Source organism: Mariniradius saccharolyticus AK6, from assembly GCF_000330725.2.
In the GTDB taxonomy this organism is placed as follows: Bacteria; Bacteroidota; Bacteroidia; order Cytophagales; family Cyclobacteriaceae; genus Mariniradius; species Mariniradius saccharolyticus.
In genome coordinates this window covers 14,940-39,565 of sequence record NZ_AMZY02000014.1, presented here as the reverse complement: position 1 = coordinate 39,565, position 24,626 = coordinate 14,940, and the positions used below count along the sequence as shown (strand labels likewise).

At 42.1% G+C, this 24,626-nt stretch carries 12 protein-coding genes; 10 read left to right on the top strand and 2 right to left on the bottom strand.

The window, feature by feature from the left end:
• Positions 1–266: 266 nt before the first annotated feature.
• The 10 genes from C943_RS14440 (at position 267) to C943_RS21520 (ending at position 21,116) form a co-directional block, all read left to right on the top strand.
• On the top strand, positions 267–5,498 hold the full coding sequence (locus tag C943_RS14440) for a polyketide synthase (protein WP_169334627.1): 5,232 nt from the start codon (positions 267–269) through the stop codon (positions 5,496–5,498).
• 297 nt (positions 5,499–5,795) lie between these two features.
• On the top strand, positions 5,796–5,966 hold the full coding sequence (locus C943_RS22090) for a hypothetical protein (protein ID WP_008629187.1): 171 nt from the start codon (positions 5,796–5,798) through the stop codon (positions 5,964–5,966).
• Between the two features lie 134 nt (positions 5,967–6,100).
• Complete coding sequence (locus tag C943_RS14435) at positions 6,101–10,102, top strand: non-ribosomal peptide synthetase (protein ID WP_008629186.1); 4,002 nt, start codon at positions 6,101–6,103, stop codon at positions 10,100–10,102.
• A gap of 362 nt (positions 10,103–10,464) precedes the next feature.
• Complete coding sequence (locus C943_RS14430) at positions 10,465–11,295, top strand: polysaccharide biosynthesis/export family protein (protein WP_245545551.1); 831 nt, start codon at positions 10,465–10,467, stop codon at positions 11,293–11,295.
• Between the two features lie 34 nt (positions 11,296–11,329).
• Positions 11,330–13,705, top strand: coding sequence for a GumC family protein (locus tag C943_RS14425; RefSeq protein ID WP_008629183.1), 2,376 nt, complete (start codon positions 11,330–11,332; stop codon positions 13,703–13,705).
• Positions 13,706–13,978: 273 nt separating this feature from the next.
• On the top strand, positions 13,979–15,226 hold the full coding sequence (locus tag C943_RS14420) for an O-antigen ligase family protein (protein ID WP_051069614.1): 1,248 nt from the start codon (positions 13,979–13,981) through the stop codon (positions 15,224–15,226).
• Positions 15,227–15,474: 248 nt separating this feature from the next.
• Entirely contained in the window at positions 15,475–16,539 is a 1,065-nt protein-coding gene (locus C943_RS14415) for a polysaccharide pyruvyl transferase family protein (RefSeq protein ID WP_008629177.1), read from the top strand.
• 276 nt (positions 16,540–16,815) lie between these two features.
• The gene (locus tag C943_RS14410) at positions 16,816–18,621 is read left to right on the top strand and encodes an ABC transporter ATP-binding protein (protein ID WP_008629176.1); all 1,806 of its coding nucleotides are present in this window, start codon (positions 16,816–16,818) and stop codon (positions 18,619–18,621) included.
• Between the two features lie 62 nt (positions 18,622–18,683).
• Complete coding sequence (locus C943_RS14405; RefSeq protein WP_040480803.1) at positions 18,684–19,802, top strand: hypothetical protein; 1,119 nt, start codon at positions 18,684–18,686, stop codon at positions 19,800–19,802.
• 222 nt (positions 19,803–20,024) lie between these two features.
• Positions 20,025–21,116, top strand: a complete 1,092-nt coding sequence (locus C943_RS21520) for a glycosyltransferase (RefSeq protein ID WP_008629166.1) — start codon at positions 20,025–20,027, stop codon at positions 21,114–21,116.
• Positions 21,117–21,146: 30 nt separating this feature from the next.
• On the opposite strand, the gene C943_RS14395 is transcribed toward C943_RS21520, so the two are convergent.
• Positions 21,147–22,268: a glycosyltransferase family 4 protein gene (locus C943_RS14395; protein WP_040480801.1), complete on the bottom strand. Its 1,122-nt coding sequence runs from the start codon at positions 22,266–22,268 to the stop codon at positions 21,147–21,149.
• A 17-nt stretch (positions 22,269–22,285) separates the two neighbouring features.
• On the bottom strand, positions 22,286–23,983 hold the full coding sequence (locus tag C943_RS14390) for a hypothetical protein (protein ID WP_008629161.1): 1,698 nt from the start codon (positions 23,981–23,983) through the stop codon (positions 22,286–22,288).
• Positions 23,984–24,626: the final 643 nt, after the last annotated feature.

Sequence of the window (24,626 nt, the reverse complement as noted above, 5' to 3'; positions counted from 1 at the left end):
GAGTATATCGAAAGCTATTTTTTTGATTGCGTGGATTTTAATAAGTTTATATCGAATTGGGATTTAAAACCAGTATTTTATTTTAAATACACTAAAAAATATTTCACACCCGAATATTTGCATTTCAATTTACAACATTTATTTTTGTCAACGAAAGGTAGTCTGATAACACTGAAGGACCTTTCAATCAAGATCACCCACGACTAATTTCTTTACTAAATAGTATCCTATCTCGCTGAAAATTCTTTTCCTGTAACATGAACGCCATGGAACCGACAACATTACATTCCTTCGTTGAACTTGCTTCAAACCGCTTTCCGGATCACAAAGCCGTGGTATTCGGTGACAAATCCATCACCTATGCCGAATTGGATAGGCAATCCGCCGCCTTGGCAGGAGCCATTGAATCACTCGCTCCCGATGAAAAAATCATAGGCCTCAGTACCACTCGATCAATAGAAATGATCGTAGGGATGTTGGCCATCCTGAAATCGGGAAAAGCCTACATGCCACTCGATCCAGAGTATCCTATCGACCGCTTGAAGTATATGGTGTCGATTTCTGAGATCAGCTTTGTGTTGGCAAGGCGTGAAGAGGATCCCATTTATGGCAGTCTCGGCCTGCAAAGAATTGAATTCGATGCCATTGCCCAAGGAATACCACAAACTGTGTCCTACAGGGGAGATTGGGCCGCGATTTTGTTTACCTCCGGGTCAACAGGAAACCCCAAAGGCGTTATTCTCGGCCACCTCGGTCTCTGTGAATATGTGAATTACCAATATAAGTATCCCTGGATTAGTCCGGGTGTCAGGACGCTGCAATTTGCCCATATTGGCTTTGATGTGTCCATCCTGGAGATTTTCGGGACACTTTTTTCGGGTGGGGAACTGCATTTGATCGAAGGTGTCCAAAGGTTGAACCCCGCTAAAATCCTGGACTATATTTCGGAGAATGCTATCAACAGGGTTTATCTTCCCTACGTGGCCCTTCAATATTTAACGGAAGAGGCGGTGGTTTCCAAACAGTTCCCAGCTTCTTTGACCGAAATTTCCACTTCGGGCGAATTGTTGAAAATCACGGATAATATCAGGGTGTTTTTCAGCAAAATCCCGCATTTGTTCCTTAAAAATGCCTACGGACCTACGGAAGCCTCGGTCAACGTGACGGAATTTGTCCTTGGTGGTGACCCCTATGCTTGGGATGACATTCCTTCCATCGGTAAAGAGGTAGCCAATTGCAAGATTTATGTTTTGGACAAATCCATGAACGTCCTTCCGGTCGGAGAGATGGGAGAATTGCATATTGCAGGCGATTGTTTGGCATTTGGCTATTTGAACAGAAAGGACCTGACCGATGAGAAATTTGTCCGCTGGACATCCCCCGAAGGCGAGACCATTACGCTCTACAAAACTGGGGATCAGGTGGTGCAAAATCCCGATGGATTCTACCATTACAAGGGTCGTGAAGATGATCAGGTCAAAATCCGTGGCAACAGGGTGGAAATTGGAGAAGTGGAATTGGCCATCAATCAGGTGGAAGGTGTGAGGAAGGCAGTTGTCAAGTTGGACATGGATGCTGCGGGACAAAAATACCTCTGCGGCTACGTGCAGTTTCTCGACAGCAAAAAATCGAGTATCAGCCAAGTGAAGCAAGTGCTCAAAAAGTCACTTCCCGATTACATGATCCCTGATATCCTGGTGGAGATTGAGGAATTTCCGAAGACCAGTTCGGGAAAGGTGGACAAAAAAGCATTGCCCAAACCCCAAAACCAAAGACCGGATTGGGTGGAGGCCTATGTGGCCCCGAAAAACCCCACGGAAAAACTTGTCGCCGAGGTCTTTACCAAGATCCTGAATTATGACAAAGTATCCGTCCATGACAATTTCTTCGAATTGGGTGGGAATTCCCTGAAAGCCCAAAAGGTATTGGCCGAACTCCGCCAATTGGGCAACCTGGATCTCCCCATCATCAAGATGTACCAGCTTCCAACGATTGCGCAGATCGCTGCCTATTTCGTCAAGGAAAAAGGTTCGAAACAACAGGTAGCGCAGGAAACAGATTCCCCGAAATCGTCCAAGGATGTAGCCATCGTGGGTATGGCCCTCCGTTTGCCTGGCGCAAATACTCCTGAGGAATTTTTGGAGATTTTACAGGAAGGTCGAGATACCATCTCCTTTTTCAAGAAAGAGGAACTGGACCCCTACCTTCCGGAATCATTGCGCAATAACCCCCAATTTGTGGGTGCACGGGGAGTTATCGAGGGGTATGACGCATTCGATGCTACGTTCTTTGGACTCAATCCCAAGGTGGCTGCCATTGCAGATCCGCAACAGCGGAAGTTTCTGGAGGTATCTTATGAACTTTTGGAAAAAACGGGTTACCGTAAATCAGATGAAGCGATGCCGATCGGGGTGTTTGCCGGATGCAGCAACAATACCTATGTCTGGCACAATCTGGCTTCCCACCGCGAATTGTTGAATTCTTATGGAGACTTTTTGGTCAACTCATTGAATGAGAAAGACTATATCGCTTCGCGTACGGCCTACCATCTGAACCTTACAGGGCCTGCTGTCAGCGTACATTCTGCTTGTTCAACGGCTTTATTGGCTGTGGTTCAAGCAGCAGAGTCCATCCGTCAGGGCAAATGTGAAATGGCCATTGCCGGCGCCTCCAGCATCAAGTCGCCCGCAAAAAGCGGACACCTGTTCGATGACGGCGGGGTTAATAGCAAGGATGGACATGTACATTCTTTTGATGCCGCAGCGACGGGCACCGTATTCAGTGATGGGGTAGGGGCGGTCCTCCTCAAGGACTACCAAGCAGCCATCCGCGATGGAGATACGATCTATGCCGTGATCAAAGGCGTCGGCGTCAACAATGACGGCGGTGAGAAAGGCAGTTTCTCTGCCCCCAGTGCAGAAGGGCAGGCGGGTGCAATCGCAGCCGCTATCGCCGATGCGGGTATAAGCTCCTCCGAAATTGGCTATGTTGAAGCCCATGCCACCGCCACGCCCATCGGTGATCCGATCGAAATCGAGGGCTTGAAGATTGCATTTGGTTCTCCCGGAAAATCCACCTATTGCGCCTTGGGTAGCGTCAAAAGCAATTTGGGACACCTGAACGCCGCTGCCGGCATAGCAGGACTGTTCCGCGCGATATTCACTTTGCGGGAAAGGAAATTCTTTCCACAAGTGCATTTCAAACAATTGAACGCAAGCATCGACTTGACGGATAGCCCCTTCTTCATGCCAAAACCGCATCAATCTTGGCCTTCAGCCGGAAGAAGATTTGCGGGAGTGAGTGCATTTGGCGTGGGTGGCACCAACGTCCATGTGGTTTTGGAGGAGTCTCCCGTAACATCGACGCAGGAACATAACAGCTACCAAGCGCCCGCATACCTGATTCCTTTCTCCGCAAAATCCAAGGAGAGCCTAGAGCAATACGCCGGCGATCTCTTGGAATTCTCCAAATCAAAATCCGCAGCTTGGTTGCCAAAGATCGCAGCGACGCTGATGCACCACCGGACGGATTATGCGTTTCGGAATTTTGTGGTCGCAAGGGATCTGGAGCAATTGAACGAGAACCTATCCAAGGCCAAACAGCCTGAAAAGGTCAGCTTGCAAAACCATGAGCTTGCATTTCTCTTCCCCGGTCAGGGTTCCCAATACCTGCAGATGGGACGTCAATTGTACGAGACCCTGCCCGTATTCAAGCAGGCATTGGATACCTGCAACTTGATTTTGGAAACATCCATGAACTTTTCGATTCTTGAAATCCTGTTTCCGGAAGTTTCGGATGAGGAAGCTGAATCACACCTGAGAAATACCCAATTTACCCAGCCTGCCATCTTTTCCATAGAATACGCTTTAGCCAAAACTTGGATGTCCTGGGGTATCCAACCGGTCGTTCTCTGTGGACATAGCATCGGGGAATTCGTTGCTGCCCATTTGGCAGGCGTGATGGGCTTGGAAGATGCCATTCGCTTGGTGGCCATGCGTGGTCGCATGATTGCAGGTCTTCCCCATGGAAAGATGCTTTCGATACGTGCCTCGGAGGAAGAAGTACGTTTCCTGCTTCCTGAGAACTTGTCCATCGCAGGCATAAATTCCACCAACCAGGTGGTAGTGTCAGGAGAAGAAAACGATATCCTGGCATTTGCAGAATTGCTAGAGACCAAGGATATCGCAGCAAAGGTGCTCCGAACCAGTCATGCTTTCCACTCCCATATGATGGATCCGATATTGGAAGAGTTTGAGGGAATTGTGGCCGCCCTTGACCTGAACAAGCCAAGAATCCCCATCATTTCGACGGTGACCGGGGCATTTATGTCCGATGAACAGGCGATAAGCCCAGCCTATTGGTCCCGTCAGCTGCGCGAAGCGGTCAGGTTCCAACAGGCGACCGAAACCCTCTTGGATTTGGACATGCCATTGGCCTTCTTGGAAGTGGGTCCTGGCAATGTATTAAGTACCTTGATCAAACAATCTCCCAAGTCGAAAGGAAGGGAATTCTTCCTGAGCATCAATGCCCAACAAAAGGAAATAGAGTTTTTCCTGACGCAAATGGGTACTATGTGGCAAAAGGGTGTCCAGGGTGATTGGACAGCCATCCATCCCGACACCGGGCTTTCCCAAGAAGTGCCTACCTACAGTTTCAAAAGGGAAAGGATATGGCTTGAACCAAAAGCCGAGTACCGGGTCGAGACGCCAATCATCGAGGCAATTCCGGTCCAGCAAGCTGCCCAATCTCAACCCATCCAAACGAACAGCAACCCAATCGGAATGGGTAGGAAATCCGAATTAAGGGCAAAAGTAGTCGACTTGATCAGGCAGATCACCGGTTTGGATGTCCCTGCCGGCAATCCATCCTTTTTCGAGATCGGTTTTGATTCCCTGTCATTGATTCAGCTGGGAGCCGGGTTCAAGCGGGAATTTGACCTGACAGTTACCTTTAGGCAACTGAATGAATCGCTCTTGGATATGGATGCGGTGGTGTCCTATTTGGATGAAAACCTTCCTGAAGTGAAGGCTACCGGCATTCCGGTCTTACCAACCTACCATGGGGAAACTGCTGCGGTTATGGAACAAAAGGCTGGGGTGGCAGCCATCCCTTCCAAGGGCGATGAAGCTTCAAATTCCTTGGAACATACAAAGCTCCATATCGAACTGCTTTCCAAACAGCTACAGTTGCTTTCCAAGCAAGTAGAAATGCTGCAGCAGGTAGTTTTGGCGAATAACAATGTGTCACCCACAAACACTTATGTTGCCGCAAAAGACAAAGAGACCTCGGCTGCAAGTAGTACAAAAACAGGTATTGGCCAAGGAAAGCAATCGGATGGCGGTGAAACTGAACCAGCAAGAAGAACTTCGGGATCGCCCTTTGCGGCCCCTCCGGTAGCCGGCGCAAAATTGGGCAAAGACGAGTTTGGCAATCCAGCCTGGTACGTGAAAGACCCACAGGAACCCAACAAATTCCTGAAGGTAGAGATGCCGGTGTAGTGCCCTTCATTCAAAGGCACCTCACCCCGTCCCTCTCCTCTAGGAGAGGGAGATCCCTACACCGCAGGGATCCCGCTTCTGGAGAAGTAGGATAACGTGGACGTCATTCAGAGGCCCAAGGGGCCGAAGAATCTCCATTAGTTATGCTGCTTTGCCTAGAGGAGCACAAAGGCACCTCACCCCATCTCTCTCCTCCAGGAGAGGGTGATTCCTCCAACGAGGGATCCTGCTTCTGGAGAAGTAGGATAACGTGGACGTCATTCAGAGGCCCAAGGGGCCGAAGAATCTCCATTAGTTATGCTGTTTTGCCTAGAGGAGCACAAATGCACCTCACCCCATCCCTCTCCTTCAGGAGAGGGAGATCCCTACAACGAGGGATCCTGCTTCTGGAGAAGCAGCATAGCGGTGATCTCATTCAGAGGCGCCGTGGCCGAAGAATCTCCATGGATTGTGGGAAAAGCATTGTAGTTTCCTTTTGAACCAATAACTTTATAGCATAAATGACTCGATAAATTTTTAACCCAATAATCTTATAGCTTTATGCCCTTTTAACTTTACAACCTCAAAAACTTTCTAAACTTCCAACCCATCACCCTTCACCCATGCAATTGAATTCTGCGGCCCACAACCCCTTCGAGGGACCTGCCATCGAAAAAGTAGGCGGACTGGTCGATGCCCAAAAGGAAGTTTGGCTTTCCTGCATCCTCGGGGGAAAAGAGGCCAATCTTTCTTACAACCAATCAATTTCCTTGGATCTCCAAGGCCGCTTGGACCTTGACTGTCTTGAAAAGGCCTGTTATGGTCTGGTAGAAAGGCACGAGGCCCTGCGTATGGCGTTTGCGCCAAATGGAAAACAATTCATCCTTTATGAGGAAATGCCCATTCCCTTTCAAAAAGAGGATTATTCCTCCCTGGATGCCGATTCCCAACGTAATGCCCTCAGCACATTTTTGGAAGGGGAAGTTTTGAGGGTATTTGACCTCCAACAGGGACCCCTGATTCATTTTTCGCTCTTGAAATTCTCTGAATCACACTATCATTTTACCATTACCGCCCATCACCTGATCGCAGATGGATGGTCATTGGGATTGTTGATGGAAGAGATTTCCCAGCAATACAATGCTTTTGTCGCCGGCCAAGAACCAACATTGCCTCAGCCGATGCCATTTTCCCAGTATGCGGCAGAAATGGAGACTTATTCCCAATCGGAGGCCTACCAAGAAACAGAAAGATATTGGGTCGAGAAATTCACGCCCGTTCCGAGCCAGTTGGAACTGCCGACAGACCGACCCAGGCCAAAGGAAAGAACTTACAACGCGCAAAGGGATGATTTTCATTTGCCCCAAGACTTGGTCGATGGATTGAAAACGCTCAGCAAGAAAAGCAATACGAGCCTTGTAAACACCATCATGGCCGCTTTTGAGATTTTCCTGCACAAAATCACCGGACAGGAAGATATCGTCTACGGCTTGCCTGCGGCAGGGCAAGCTGCGACGGGGAACCTGACTTTGGTGGGGCATTGCGTCAACCTCCTGCCATTGCGAACAAAGATCCAAGCGGAACTCAATTTTCAGCAATACCTCGCCAAGCGGAAGTCCGAATTGTTGGATGATTATGATCATCAGCAATTCACCTTTGGCAACCTGATCAAAATCCTTGGTATTCCAAGGGACCCTTCCCGCATCCCCTTGGTGCCCATAATGTTCAACGTGGATTTGGGCATGGATGACCCGATCCGCTTCGAAGGGCTGCAGCACAAGTTGATTTCCAACCCCAGGAAGTTTGAGACCTTTGAAATATTCCTCAACCTGAGTTCCGCTGCTGGCACGCTTGTGTTGGAATGGTCTTACAATACAGACCTCTTTTCTCCTGCTACTGTCTCCTATTGGATGGAGGGATTTACCGATATAATCCGACAGGCTGTCGATAGCCCTGAAATACCCATCTCAATATGGACATTCAATGCCGATCGGATGGCCGAGAAGCTGCGGGAATGGAACAATACCGAAATCGAGTTGCCGGTACGGCATTCCTTTTTGGAAATATTCTGGGAGAACGCAAAAGCCAACCCGCATGCAGCAGCCCTGATTGCTGACGGAAAATCCATGGACTACGCTACCTTGAGGAGGTTTTCCCATGGCTTGGCAGAACATTTGGCCAAACAAGGGATACGTTCCGGGGACGTGGTAGCGGTCATGTTGGACAGGAACGAAAAGTTGCTTCCCGCCTTGTTGGGAGTTCTGGAATTGGGGGCAGCCTATGTGCCTTTGGATCCCGGTTTTCCAGCCGAGCGATTGGGCTATATGATGCAGGACTCGGGTGCGAAATTGTTGCTGACCGAACCCCAGTACAGCCAAAATTTCTCGGACGTTTTGCCCGTATTGGCCTTGGAGGATGTCTACCCCTTTGCCAAAAACAATAAAACCAATTTTGAAGTACCCCCCCATGATAGCCTGGCCTATATCCTGTACACCTCCGGGTCTACGGGTAAGCCCAAGGGCGTCCGGATTTCCCATGGTAACCTGCTCAATTTCTTGGTCAGCATGCAGCAAGAACCCGGATTGAGCGCCGGGGAGAAGCTGTTGGCCATCACGACGGTATCATTTGACATCGCAGGTCTTGAATTGTTTCTACCCTTGATTGCCGGTGCGACGGTGCTGCTTGCTTCATCCGAACAGGCGAAAGATGGGCGCGCTTTGCTCCAATTGATGGAGCAGCACCAAATCGGGATGATGCAGGCAACCCCTGCTACCTGGAGGATGCTGATCTTGGCAGGTTGGTCAAAATCACCCGCTTTCAAGTTGTTATGCGGGGGTGAAGCCTTGTCGGAGGATTTGGCTGAGAAACTCATAGAGCGCGTAGGCCCGTTTTGGAACGTATATGGTCCTACCGAAACGACCATTTGGTCCAGCATCAAGCGCATTACCAAGTCCACAGACATCAGCATCGGAAGACCGATTGCCAATACCCAAATCTATATTTTGGATGCGCAGGGTCAGCACTGCCCGATTGGTCGGGTGGGGGAGATTTGCATCGGTGGCCTTGGCGTTGCCGAAGGCTACCACAACCGTCCCGAATTGACTGCGGAGAAATTCATACCCGACCCAGGACCCGATTCGCGCGACACCAAGTGTTACCGCACCGGCGACTTGGGCAAATTCCTCGCCAATGGCGAAATTGTATGTCTAGGAAGGATTGATTTTCAGGTAAAAATCAGGGGCTACAGGATTGAGTTGGGGGAGATAGAATCGAAATTGAATCAAATACCTGGGGTAAATCAGGCTGCTGTCAATGCTGTCCCTGACAAATACGGCAACAATTACCTGGTTGGTTACCTTGTTTTGGAAAATGGAGAGACCAAATCCCAAGAATCCAGGTTCTACACTGAAATCAAGGCCCATTTGAAGGAATCCCTGCCGGATTACATGGTGCCGACGGAATGGGTATTGATGGATGCCTTGCCTTTGACCCAAAACAACAAGGTTGACCGCAAAAACCTCCCCCTGCCACAACCCGCGAAGTACGATCAAGCAGGGCCATTGGAAGAACCTGCGGATCAATTTGAAGAACTTGTGGCAAAGATCTGGAAACAAGTATTGAGACGGGAAAAGATCCATCGGAAATCTGATTTCTTTGAGTTGGGAGGACATTCCCTGATGGCAGTCGAATTGATGGTTCTTCTGGAACGGGAAACAGGGCTGAAACTTCCCGTAAACAGTATTTTCCGGTTTCCGATATTGCAGGATTTTGCGCGGCTTTTCCATCCCCAGAATGAGGTGGAGATTTCTTGGAAATCGGTGGTTCCAATTAAGCCAAAAGGTTCCAAAATCCCCCTGTTTTTGATCCATGGTGCAGGCGCCAACATCACCCCGTTTTATGGATTGGCAGAGCATTTGGATGCTGAACAACCGGTTTATGGAATCCAGTCCAAGGGATTGGATGGGGTGGAAGCGCCCTTGGAGACCATCGAAGAAATGGCTACCTACTACCTGGAAGAGATAAGAAAAGTGTACCCCAAAGGTCCATTCCATGTAGGCGGGCAATCGTTTGGTGCCTATGTGGCCTTTGAGATGGCCAAGCAGATGAAATCAAAGGGCGATCCCATTGGAAGAGTTTTCTTGTTTGACGTATCTGCCTATCAATCCGATACCAAAATGGATGCTTGGGATAAATTCAAGCTGAAGGTATCACAGCAATTGGAAAAGCGGGTAGTAGATGTGAAACTAGCCATCCTTCATCCTGATTCTTTCAAGCGGATGAAGATGAATTCTTTCGCCAGGAAGAAAGGATTTGCGCAAAGGTGGTTTGGCAAGGAGAAGGATATGGAATCTTCCAACCATTTTCACACGATTGAAAAAATCAGGAAAATCAACCACCAAGCGATGGACAATTATGTTCTGTCGCCCTATGCTGGAGAAATTGTTTTGTTCAAGGCCCGAATCAAGACCTTTTTGGTGGGTGATAGGAAGTTTTATGGTTGGGATAACTATGCAAAAGCTGTCCTTCCGGTGGATGTAGAAGGTGATCACAACTCCATGGTAGATGACCCTGTATTGTCCAAGGATTTTGCCGGAAAGTTGCAGGACTTGATGGTTAATTTCTAAAGAAGGCGAACAAGATTTGATTGTACCCAATGAAATTGGGAAATTCGCTTGTTGGTAATGCATCAACGCATAAAAAGTCGGTGTAGGTTTTGTTGCAAATTGTTTTGAAAATACCCAAAGAAGGAGCAGCGTTGATTCAGCTAGGCAAAGTTTGCCGTGCTTAGAATTTGCGTAATTCCCTTGTGCTTTTGAATATATTTCGCTTATTTTTGACTTGATCTTTGATGATTTACCTGTTTTATTTTATAATGCAAAAAAAAATATTCAAAATACGTTTTTAATATTATATAATTCATTTAATTTAGCGATGTCAAAATCACCCTTGACTTTGGTATCTATCCGCACCACAATTTATCATTGATATGAATTTAGGAAAAAGGCTTCTCTTTTGTTGCGCCATCGCTTGTGTGGCCTTCGGTTGTATTTCCAATAAGCGTGTCATTTATATGCAGGATCTCCCCCAAGACCAAAACGCTTTTGCAATGGGGGAAATGGTCAATTCTCAATTTGAGGAATATCTACTGCAGTATAATGATGTAGTGGAAATCAACATCAAGACCCAGGATCCACTGCTCAACCAGATGTTGGATATCAATTCTTCTGGAGCTTCTTCTATGGGCGGGAGAATGATGATGGGAGGAATGATGAATGGGGGGGATATTTTTTATCTCAGCGGATATACCCTCAATGACGAGGGCATTGTGGAATTACCTGTTTTGGGACCGATGAAATTGGTCGGTTTGACGGCTGACCAAGCCAAGGAATTAATTGAAAAGGAACTGGAAAAAATTGTAAGGGGAGAAGACAACTTTGTTCGGGTCCGCCTCGGCGGGATTAGATATTCTGCTTTGGGAGAATTTGCCCGACCAGGCAAGTATACCATCCTCCAAAACAGGGTCACTATCTTTGAAGCCATCGCCAATGCAGGAGACCTCACAGTCACAGCAAAGCGGGACAACATCATGCTCATTCGTCAATATCCGGAGGGGTCTAAAGTCCACCGGGTAAACCTCAACCACAAGGATATCATGAGTTCCGAATTTTACTTCCTTCGGCCCAACGACATGATTTATGCTGAACCCATGAAGGTACGTGAGATCGGTACAGGCGTGACGCTGCTCCAAACAACCCAGTTGCTGATCAGTTTGGTTACTGTAATTCTGTTGGTGTATACCACAACCAATACCAATTGATTTTTAAGTTTTTAATTTTGATATCTACTCGCATATGAACATTACCGAACAAAAAGAGCAAATATTCGATCCATTTAAGTTTCTCGCCAAATACATCAAATATTGGCCATATATCGCTGTATCGGTATTCCTTGCATTGATTGCCGCATACTTGGTCAACAAAAGCACACCCCCGATCTACCAAGCCAATGCGAAATTTTTTATCAAGGAAGAAAATAACAACAACATTCTGAACTTGACTGGTCTCAACAGACAGTTCAATCAGAATATGGAGCAGTGGATCATCAATCAGGGGATATTTTTGAAATCAAAACCTGTGGCTGAAAGAGCGCTGGCTCGTTTGGATTTTAATGTGGATTATTATGCCCCCGGATTTTTCAGGGATTCTGAGCTGTACAAATCATCACCCATCCATGTCGAAGTCGATTGGGAACATGCTCAAATTATGGGGGATAAAATAAAGATCGCCTGGACAGGAAATGATACGTATTCAATATCCTTTCCAGGAAAGGAATACTACCACTACATTCCTGATGGGTCTGGAACTGACGTCGATCTCTCGGAACAGCCAGAGATAGCCGCAAAATTCCAAGAGTTTACCGAGCATGAATTGTTAAAAATCAAGGTTACTTTGACAAAGAATGTTGCAGAAGGGGAAGTGCTGATCAATCTTAGAAGTAAGGGTTCATTGCTTTCCGAATATTCGGGAGACAATTTGCTGGTGTTTGCGGTGGAACAGATGTCTTCGGTGCTGGGTTTAACGCTCAATACCTCCCACCCACAAAAAGGTGCAGACTACCTCAACAGCTTGATGCAAGTCTTTTTGGATATGGAATTGGAGGAAAAGAACCGCATTTCAAGAAACACAGTGGAGTTTATCGATTCTCAAATTGAAGGCGTGGCTGATTCGCTGAGCTACTTTGAGAACAACCTACAGTCCTTCAGAGCCAGCAATAGGACCTACAACATTGCATCGGAAAGTAATACCGTTTTTCAACAACTAACACAACTGGAATCGGAGATTTCTCGGGAGCGTTTTAACAGGGATTATTTTGAAGAAGTGAAATCCTACCTGCAAAAGGGTACATTTGAACAGATTATCGCACCCTCCGGGCTAGGGATATCGGACCCAACATTAAATTCATTGATTGGAAATTTGATTACCCTTCAATCCGAACGATCTAACCTATTATTTTCCCAAACGGAAGCATCACCGCGGGTGCGGGAACTCAATCGGAAGATTCAGGATACTTCATCTTCTATTTTGGAATTGATTCGAAATCTTTCAAATTCTTCTCAGATGAAGATCAACGACTTGGAAAGCCGCATCAACTCCATCAACAGACAGTTTAGTCGATTACCTTCCACCGAACAAAATTTGGTAAGGATACAACGGGGCCGAAATCTCAACGAGTCAATTTATAACTACTTGATGCAGCGAAGAGCGGAGGCAGCAATTTCCTTGGCATCTAGTGTTACTTCCAACAAAATCGTGGAATATGCCCAACCAAGTAATAATCCAATTAAGGCCAAGCAACAATTGGTATATGTGGTGTATATGGGTATTGGATTCGTTTTGCCGGTTCTGCTCATCGCATTCTTCGTGATAATTGATAAGCGCATCAAAGATCCAAAGGAATTGGAACAACGGCTCCTGATGCCGCTGCTCGCCAAAATACCCCAAAATAAATCAGACAATACCTTGGTGGTTTTAAAGGAACCGAGGTCTGCTTTGGCAGAAGCATTTAGGGCCTTGAAAACCAATATTTCTTTTGTGGTGCCCTTGGATCGTCAACTAACAATAGCCGTTTCTTCTACTTTGGCAGGCGAAGGTAAAACCTTTACGGCCATAAATTTGGCCTCTATTTATGCGCTGAATCAAAGAAAGACGATATTGGTGAGTTGCGATATGTTCAAACCCAATGCGATGCGTGATTTTGAATTGAAAAGCAAAATTGGGCTCTCCAATTACCTCAGCCAACAGGTAGATTCAGAGTTGGCCATCATTCAAAATACGGAGAATCCCTATTTGGATGTAATTTATGCGGGCGCGATTCCTCCAAATCCTTCAGACCTATTGGGTTCAGAAAGGTTCGCTTCGCTTATTAAGCAATTGAAAAACAGTTACGATGTAATTGTTTTGGATACACCTCCTGTAGGCCTAATCTCCCAATCCTTAGAAGTCACGAAACACGTAGACCTAATAGCATTTGTGCTGAGACATAATTTTAGTGAAAATTCCTTTGTGGAGGACCTCAATGACCTCAAGAGAAAACGAGGTATACAGCATCTTTATGCCATCCTCAATGCTGTCCCGGCAAAGGATATGACTTACAGGGGCTACAATTATGGCTATTATGATGATGGCAAGTCAAAAAAGAAGAAGACAAGTTCGGTCGCAAAGGCATAAAAATACTTGGTAAGCCAATTTGATTTATATAGTTGATTTGCTTGAGGAGCCCTTTAGCGAACTTTTACCAAACAAGAGACTAGCTTGTATTTATTCGTTCTCCAAATTTTCCAGCATGTATTCGACAATCCAAACGGGATTTACAAACTGTGGCTTGCTAAATTGTCTCAACGATTTTCTAAAACAAGCCAAACACCTGTTTTTCAAAATCAATCAAATGGTTTTGCTTCTAAACTGGTGTAACAAGCTTAATTACAGATCAAAATATATTCAATGAAATTATTTTTCCTTTTGGTTGAAGCCTTTATCCTGATTTGGATGCCTATCAGCATCCTCAGGAAAAAGGATTTATCCATCGTATACATGCCGCTTTTCTCATTTTCATATGGAGTAATCGATTCAGCCTTACCAACCGGATTTTTTTTGTTGCTTTTAGGCTGTTTAGTGGCCTATTACGTTTTTTATAACCTGCCGTTTGTTTTCAAGAATCCTTTTTCGATTATGTTGGTAATTTATTTTTGTATTCTTGCTTTGGATATCCAAGATTTCAGGTCTGAGCGAAAGAGTTTCATTACGGTGATCTCGCTTTTCCTGCTAATTGGAGTCGTGGCTGAGGTCTATAAAAAATATCCAAGGGATGTGATTTTCAAGGAATTGGCGCTAAGTAGCTTTTTAATCCTGTCAATTTTTGTTTTTAACGCACTGTTTTCAACCGCATTCAGGTTCAATCCGGGTGCTATGTATGGGATTTCCACCGGCGTTCTTTTCGGGAATATCGTCTTCGCAGCATTTAATTTTTTGCCGCTTGTATGTTATGTGGCACTCCAAAAGGCAGTAAATGAAAGGAATAAATGGTATTTCTTGATTTACGCGATTTCTGTATTCCTTACCTTATTGACGCTGAGGCGAAGTGTGATGTTACTTACCTTGATAGGGACACTTTTTGTCATGATACCGCTGATGGATTTGAAAAATATAAAAAGGTTTTTTGGAATTTTTCTTGGATTAAGTCTCGCAACTTTGATTGTTGTGTCAACAACTGGGTTTTTGGAAATGATACAGGAACGCTATGAATTGCGGCAATTGGAGGATAGGAATTTGGAGGAAGAAGGGAGAGTGCAAGAAATCGGGATGGTATACAGAGACTTATTTGTTTATTTCGATTATAGCCCCTGGTTTGGATATGGTCTATTTGACGCCTCAGGAAATTACGGCAAGGGATTCTACGGGAATCGGAATTTGCACACAGATTTGACAGTGTTAATACATGGCAGTGGCTTTTTGGGGCTATTCTTGTATTTGGGGATGGTAGGCACAGTTTTCTGGCTTGTTTGGAAAAAAACCAAGACTAAAAACGATGCCATTCAGTTTGTGTTTATTTGTCTGGTCTTTACGACCTATTTCATCACCGGCCGTTACAACAGCATAACCACAACGCTGCTAGTTTACCTTATACTATGCCTACCTATAGCCAATAAGATAAGTGAAATACCAAATAACCCTACTTTGGTAACCGAATAATTGATGATAGGGATGAATTGTCGGAGACATAGAAATGATCAGAAGAAAATGGGATAAAATAGTTTATTAAATGAAAATCTATCAATCATAGGATATGTCTAGACAATCATATTTACTCAAATAGAAACACGGTGCATTTTTAGAGTAGTCAAATTTCATGAAGATGGAAGCAAGTTGAAATCAAATAGCCCATGATATTTTCCAGAGCAAAAAATGATATAGTTAATCAGGATTAAAATTTAACAGAAATGACAGCAAGAAAGATTGGATTACACGGTTCATATAATTCCAGAAATTTTGGAGATACGTTGATCCTAAAAATCACACATGATTGGATCAAAGAACATTCTAAGGACAATGTTGTAGTTTTTCCACAACTCAGAAATAAATTGGAATTGCAGGAAATTACTGGCTCGGATAAAAATCCTTTCGATTTTGACGATTTGAAAGGGTTGGTTTTCGGCCCCGGGGGGTATTTGGGCGAGCCGCCCCACTCTTTCCTGAAAAGAATGGAATGGTCATATAGGAATTACAAAAGGCACATAAAATGGTCAAAGCAACTACGTTCCAGAAAGATACCATACATGATGCTCGGAGTAGGTGTGGGCCCAATTTCTAACCTAATTTTGCGTTGGGAGGTGATTAAGCTTTTCAAGAATGCATCATATATCGCCGTTCGTGATGAGATTTCCAGGAATTTCTTAGTGAAATGGGGAATAGATCCTGCTAAGATTAATGTTTTTTGTGATGTGGCGCTGTCCTTGCCCTTTTACGGGCCATCTCAAAACATGAAAAAGAAAATAGGTCTCCACCTGCCAGGAAATGATCTTGAAGATTTTGGCAAACTGGAGGAATTTAATGGTTTTATCAAAGACAACAGCAATGAATACTCTTTTTCGTTTATTGAGGATCAAGCTGGACAATTTTCCCGTCTCGATAAGCCCAACTCAACGAGGGATACATTGTTGGAAACTGGTCATCCATTAGATATCATTTCCTATGGCTCTCCTAATCAGTTGATGGATGCCCTTAAGGAATTTGATGTGATTATCACCTCGAAGCTGCATGTCGGTATTGTATCCTATGCGCTCGGTAAACCTGTTATATCGATTCCAAAACACACCAAAACCGTTCGATTTTATAACCAAATTGGGAGAGCACAGTTTTGCGTACCCTTTAAAGACATCACTAAAAACAAACTTCAAGTTTTGCTTGACAATTCATTAGCCAACAGCGATAACAAAAATATCATGTTTGACCAATCCCTAAAAAACCGAGAATTATTGTTTGAGTTCTTGGATTCACTAAAGTAGAGCTAAAAAGTTTGCCCCGATAATAGATACTATTCCAAATTTTAGAGAAAATATGGAATCATCAATTGATATCATTGATTCAATATTATCGTTAGCTTACCCAATTTTAAGTCAAGATGTTACCAGTCTGGATTGATTTTGAAGGTAGGTTGCTTCTATTTTAAAAAAATTGCCAGAACAGTCGTCTCTTGCAGCATATATTATATTTTATTCACTGTTCTTTTTCGCTGAATAAGAATAGGTGTTTTATAATTTCGACTCAGATCCGAAACGAAAATGAAAAAAATGATCAAAAGGGCAGGTAAAGGAAGGTTTACTGATTTCTTTTTTTACCACAGTTACCTTGGGAATAGAATATTTATCGGTTTAGTTTTGAGTTTTTCCGTTGGACTGATGGATGGACTCGGTCTAGCCATGTTCATACCATTGCTTCAAATGGTAGGAGGCGAAAGTACAGGTGCCGACCAGGAAAGTTTGGGGAATTTTGAGTATTTCTTGGATTCACTAAGGTTTTTTGGACTTGAATTAAACCTGGTGACTGTTCTGTTGATTATTTTGGTTTTCTTTTCACTAAAAGGCATTGCGCGATTTTTTGAATCCTACTTTGCCATGATTTTGGCGACGACCTTGAGCAAAAAAGTAAGGACAAAAGCAGTCAAATTGATTGGAAGCATCAATTACCAATATTTCGTAAAGGTAGATTCCGGTAAAATCCAGAGTACCCTGGGTGGAGAAATTGAGCGCCTTACAACTTCCTATCGACATTATTTCGCTGCGTTACAATCTATGATGACCATTATTGTATATGTAGGCTTGGCGTTTTTGACAAACCCACAATTTGCCTTGTTAGTGGCAATTGGCGGTACATTGTCCAACCTGGTTTATACCCAACTGTATAAAAAGACGAAATTAAATTCAAAAAAGATAACGAAGAGCAACCACTTATTTCATGGATTGGTCATGCAACAGGTTCATAATTTTAAATATCTGAGGGCGACTGGTTTGATTGGGGTATTTACGAATAGACTCACGGCCACTATTGCGGATTTGGAAAAGAGGGCGCGAAAAATTGGTTTTTACAACGCCGTATTGGTATCAACTAAGGAACCTATTTCGATTTTGATCGTGGTGATAGTGATTCTTGTACAGGTGACCTATTTTGATGCGAGTCTGGCACCAATTATTCTGAGTCTTTTGTTTTTCTACAGGTCATTGACCCAGATTATCACATACCAAAATAGCTGGAATAGCTTTTTGAATTATTCGGGGTCTTTGGAGAATTTTAAAGATTTTGTTCAAGAACTTGAGGCCAATGCGCAGAAAAACCGAGGAGAAAAACAGATTTCGGAGATTCAAACTATCGCCATTGAATCGGGTTCTTTTTCTTATGGTGAGCATTCTTTCTTGAAGAACATAAACCTAAATATTTATTCAAAACAAACAATTGCATTCGCTGGCCCAAGTGGTAGTGGGAAAACGACGATGACTAATATTCTCACGGGATTGTTATTTTTGAATTCAGGAAAAATGAAAGTGAATGGTATGGAAATCTCCGACATAGACCTTGATTCCTACCAATCCAGGATTGGGTATATCACCCAGGAACCGGTTATTTTCAATGATACGCTATATAACAATGTGACATTTTGGGCACCTAAAACGGAGGAAAATTTGATCAAGTTTCATCAATCATTGCAGATTGCCTCTTTGACGGACTTTTTTAACAACCTACCTGAAAAAGAAAACACCCAATTGGGAAACAATGGGGTGATGATTTCCGGAGGGCAGCGTCAAAGAATTGCCATTGCCCGGGAGATTTATAAGGATGTTGATTTGATGGTTTTGGATGAAGCGACTTCTGCATTGGACACCGCTACAGAGAGGGAAATTCAGGAATCTTTTGAGAAAATAAAAGGAAAATTTACCATGGTAATTATCGCGCATCGTCTTTCAACGATTAAGTCCGCCGACATAATTTATTACTTGAATGAAGGTAAAATTGAGGCGAGTGGTAATTTTTTCGGACTGCAAGCAAATTCTGGAGAATTCAAGAGAATGGTGGAAATGCAGGGCGTAAATTAGAAATCGGCGTAACCCTAACCAAATACTCTGTTCTAGGATAGTTAAAAAAACAGATCAAACTAATGAAGAAAGAGCGAATGGATAATGTGAAAATTGTAGCGGTTCTCTTAAATTTTAAACGACCCTTTAATCTTCCTACTATCATAGAGTCGATAAGATTGCAAACTGTTCCAGTCAAGATAATGCTTTGGCATAATGGAGTTGAGGATCAAATTGACGGCGTAGATTGGGTGCTTAGATCAAATAGAAATATAGGATGTTTGGTAAGGTGGTATATCACAACACTTGTTGATGCGGACTATTTTTTTACGTTGGATGATGATTTGGCTTTTTCTAATCCTAAGTTGATTGAGAATTGTATTAAAGTTTCCAGGGATAACAATGACGCCAGTATTATTGGAAAATCTGGTAGACGAATTGGAAGCGGTTTGAAAAAGTATTCAAAGGGTATAAGCCCCGTTGTAACGGATACAAATCAAAATGTGTATGTTGATATAGTAAAAGGCAGATTCATGTTTGTTCCGTCAAGGCTATTGGAGTTACCGCCTTTGTTTTTTAAAGAATACAAAGGAAGGGGTGATGACATATGGATTAGTCTTTTGACTGGCGTCAAAAAAAACAATCATATTTTAAAAAAGGAAATCAGTGACGGGTTTAGGGAGTTGCCGGCTTTAAATGTTGGATTGGCGAACAAAGGTAAAGAGCATTATATCAAAAGAGACATTATTGTTAGTGAAGTAATCGCGAAGGGGCAAGTTAAATGGTTCAAAAGATCGCTGATTGATATATCTTATCGCATTTTTTGGAATCTTTATTCGCTTGTTTTCGGAGTTTCAGATCACAGGGAGTCAATTTCAGACGAAGTAGTTGTTATAATCAATAATGGAATTTTTGATAGAAAAAGCTGGGATCTGATGGGGAAATATCTTAGTGATAAAAGAAATGAAGGGATTAAAACCGTTGAGTTCCGATTCCCAAATGCAACCGGTGCGAAGCTCGGAGACTGGGTAATTGAGTCAGATAGTTTTTTCGAGATTACCGAGAAAAGACTTAGAGAGATTCTATTTTCGTTAACTGGTGCTAAGAAGATGCATTTTGTTTCAAAATATGAGGGTGAAAAGAATCTTTGGTCATCTATAAAAAGAAGTAACTTATTGAAAAATCGTTTAGGAACTAGATGATTACAAAATCTTGCATTACTAATTTTTTTTAATTAAGTTTCTATTGTCTGGTTTCTTAATTCTGAGAATAATGCAGTTCGTAAAGACAATACGAACACGATAGGTGCTATTGAGGTAAAAAGTCATTAACTTGCAAAAAAAACATAGGGTATTGAATATGAAACTGGATTTGCAATACTCTCTGATTTATGTTTTTTACTTTATGAGCAATTTTGATTTCAAATGAAACAAAAGATTTCTCTTCTTTTTTGTTCGACAAACAACATATCTTCAAGATTTACACTGTATCCAATTTGGATATCTACATTTAGAAAAAGGTTTGATTTCTTCGATGACGGCAGATATTTGTTGTCAAATGACAAAAATCAAACTTTAGTGGTCTTTTCTAAATATTTCAGGACCGTTGATCCTGAAAATAGGAGTGAGTTCTTAGATGTTTTACGGACTAGATACAAAAAATTGATTTTTTTTGAAGACAATGCAGGTAGTGAGTCCGAATATCTAGGATACCTCCCATATTTTGATCTCTATTTTAAAAAGCAGGGCTTCAAGGACAAATCCTTGTATGGAAAGGTATTACACGGGAACAAGATTTTCACTGATTTTTATCACTCCCATTTTGGAGTTCAAATGTTCCCTAACCCCAGTCCATTTCCAAGACCTGATTTGAATGAATTAGAGGCAAAGTTTAGAATTGGGTGGAACCTTGCAATCGGACAATACCATAATAATCATAGATGGAATAGACCAGACTATTTTCCTCACTTATACAAATATTTTGGCCCTTGGCTGATAAATAAGGTGTTGGGTAGGTTCCCATTCAACAAGAAGTGCCCAATTCCTGATAGAAAGGCATGTCAGGCCCGTTTCATCTATCAACCCAATAGATCGGCAATTGATTTTCAGAGAAAATTGTTTTTAGAATTGATTAATGGAAATCCCTTATTTGTTTCGGGAAGAATTTCCAAGTCCGAGTACAATCTTGAAATCAAATCATTAAAGGCTGTGTTGAGTCCTTTTGGGTTCGGAGAAGTTTGTTTTCGGGATTTTGAAGCAATACTTAATGGTAGTGTTTTGGTTAAGCCAGATATGTCGCATATTGAAACTTGGCCGGAAATTTATGTTCCAAATCAAACATATCTTCCTGTATCATGGGATGGGTCTGATCTTGTTAAAAAGGTAGAAGGACTATTGGAAAATGAAAGTCAAATTGGGTATCTAAGGCAGAATGCCTGGGATAGGTTGGAAGATGCTTACTTAAATCTTGAGGATAGAGTCTCTTATTTTTTGTCAGAAATTGACAGTATAAACTAACCAATTTATTTTTTGCCGATTTGAGATTTCTTATTGATTCAGTGGCATCATTTTTTCAAAAGTTTGGTTTAGTTTATTCCCCAAAGCCAGATGATCATGAAATTCCTTTACATATGCTAGACAATTTTTTGAATATTCCAAATACTCATAAAGGGATAATCTATCCAATGAATCTCTTAATGAAATTTCATCCTCATAAACTATCCCTAACTGATATTTATTTATGATGCCGTCTGGGTTTACCATTGTAGTGCTCAATATTGGCGTTCCAGTTGCCATCGCCTCCAAAAAAGTGTTGCTAAATCCTTCAAAATCAGATGTGTTCAACAAGAACTTAGATTCAGCATAGAAATCGAGAATCTTGCTTCGACTGATGTTTCCAAAAAATGTAACGTTCGGAAGTGATTTTAGTAGACTGATACTTTCAGCCGTTTCATCGTCCATATTAGGCAATTCCACTCCTGCGATTTTAAAATCTTCGTAAGGCATTAAACGGCAAATTTCGAGCAAACGCCCCATATTTTTTACTCTTCGGAAGTTCGCAACCCATACGATACTTCCAGAAAGCGATTTTTTTTGATGATAGTATTTCTTCGTTATAATAAAAGGGTTGGGTATTTTTATAAGATTACTATTTTTTACTCTACCCTTTAGTGATGTAAATTGGTAATTGTTTTGTGCGATAACTAGATCTGCCAATCGATATGCAAGAGATATGTGGACATGTCTAGGAAAGGGATGATGTTTTTTCAACCTTCCATCAACATTTACATCACTCGCTATCCTGATTACGTGTTTAACGCCCAACACTTTACAAATGAGGCCAATGTAGAATGTTTGCCAAGTTGGCATCGACGTGTATACGATATCTATTCTATTTCTAGAAATTATTCGGAATATGCTTGGAAACCTATAGGTAAACCAGATAAACGGCTGTTTTTTTAGCGAGTCATATAGGGGTAGAAAATTTATCCATCTGTAATTTTCATCGATAGTTTTGTTATCATTTGATAACCTACCTAGAAACACTTTATTTCCAAGTTGGTTTAGTGCTGACATCCAAACCAATGATTGCACGGAAGCCCCGCCTGTCGGTTCAGGGATTTCCCAAATAAGTTTCATGATGTACTTTTCAATAAAAAAGATTCTCATCTGTTTAATTAGGTTTACTATTGGTCTTTTAACAAACGATAAATAAAAATAGTTAATGAAATACGCATCGCAAGAAGATTCCAATCTAATTCTCTTTCAACTGAGATGTTGTCTTTAATTAGGCTGTATATTTTCGAGGGAATTAAGATTTTGACTATTTTCCTAAAAGTCATTTTTTCTGAATGACCCAATTTTTTCCCGGTGAATTTTATGTGTTGAAGTACTTCAATCATAAATTGTTCTTCAAAAATTTCGTTTTTGAGATTTTCCGAAAGGAATCCTTTCAGGAAGGTAACCACCTTCTCTGAATGGTAGATTTTTTCCACACTTGCGATTGCTTGCGAGGTTGCAAAACTAAATTTAGGATTAAAGCTTTCCACAATGCTTTTCCAAAGAATCTTATCAGTTCGATTTTTATCAGATAATTGATAAGTTGTTTGTAATACCTTTCTGGTCAATAACGGTACTATTTGTTCAACATAGGAATATTTCAAATCACCTAAACTCGAGATTAGATTTTGAAGCCGGTATTGATGATATAAGCGGTCCCGCCATTGATGAAGTGTTTCATTCTCTTTTTTAGATAACGATTCTGGAAGTTCCTGAATATAATCCTGCATATTTAGGTGTTTTTTTAAGAATGGGTATTCATAAAAAAAGCTGATTCCGAGTGATGTGAGCACGTCTTTAGGTGAATTTACTGATAGCCAACCAAAATTTTCGTCTCCTCGAATAATTAGGTCGATTCCATTTTTATTTAAATCACTCCAAATTTTGAATCCATCTAAATATCCACTGATATGGTCAATTCGTCCTTCTCCGTTTTTTATGAACCTCTCAAAAATAACCGCAAAAGGCTCGTCAGAGAAGTCAGTATCTAGGAATAGATTTGGGACGTTTAGTGAACTAGACAATTTTTCCGCAATGTATGCATCGGATTTTTTGTCATCTCGTGAACCTGGCAATCCCCAAGTAATCGTACTTATATCTGCTTGATTTGTCGATATGAGATAAAAAAGAATTCCCCTGCTATCATACCCTCCGGAAAGTGGCAATACCCATTTTGTCGAACTTAAATTCAGTAATCTAAATGATTCCTTTAAAGTCTCATCCATTTTTTCAAAGCCGACTTCAGAATTTTTTGCTTCTCCAAATGGAATTTCGTCAGTTCTTAGTTCAATATTCCAAGTGAGATGATCTAATTTTAAAACAGTATTCGGGGGCATCTTTTTTATTCGTTTGTCCCAAGAATTGTCAGGGCCTAACGTGCCTGTGGTTAACATCCAAGGTATTACATTCCTATTGAATTCAAATCCTGAAACGTACTTGATAATTGCGAATTGTGAAGTGCTTGCAATTAGTAAATCATTATCAAAGAAATACCATATCGTCCTACTACCGGAAGAATCAGAAATTATTTCAGTCGTGGTTGCACTTGACCTAAATATCGCGAAATTCCCGTCAGGGACTTCGCTTCCAGGATTTTGCCATTCTCTGAATCCACCGTTAAGGACACCCATTAAAACTGAGTTATCCTTGCATACAATATTTGCCTTGGGATTTAGAATCCCATACCCACAATTTTCAGTTAAATGAATTTTATGAGGATTTGGAATTAGGTTATCGGGGGTCAAAAACGAACATATGTTGTCTAATTTGGCAGCAGCATCATTTTTTAGTTTTTTTCTTGAGTAAACCCAGATTATCTTTGACATTCCTAAAAGAAATTAAAATTTTGATAAATACAGTTCAAAGCTACATTAAATTTTTTCCAGCAAAAATGTTAATCTATTCACCTGCTTTCTACGTCAACAAAATATAGCTTTAATTTTATTGGTGTTTGAAGAAAAAACAAGAAAAAGGATTTCGCCTGTGGTTTGTCAGCCCTGTTTCGAAAGAATGTTCTTTCAGAATTTCCAATCCGATTTGTTTCAAGGATCGACTTTTCCTTAAAAATCAGTTTTTTTCCTTGAATCGGCACTTTGTGATTCAATCAAAATTGCATCTAAATTTGTTAAAGGGGTCATGAATGTTTTCTAACGCTTTTCGGCAATCTTTTCAAAGATTATGATAAGATGTTCAAATGTCCGGTTGAACCTCAATTCTAAATCGTGCTTTGTAAGTTTGCCTAAGTTTATTAAAGATGTTAATTAAAGGTGCTTCTCCCGGACAATTATCGAATTCTTTGGATGGTTACGAGGAAGATCAGATGTATACAGAATGCCTAAAATACATTTTGGAACCCTCGGGACTCTTAGGTATTCTTGGCGGATTGCGCTAACAACCAAATAAGCGGCTACCGCAGTTCTTACTGAAGCCTTAATGGTGATTGACGAGCCGATAATGTGTATTGTGAGC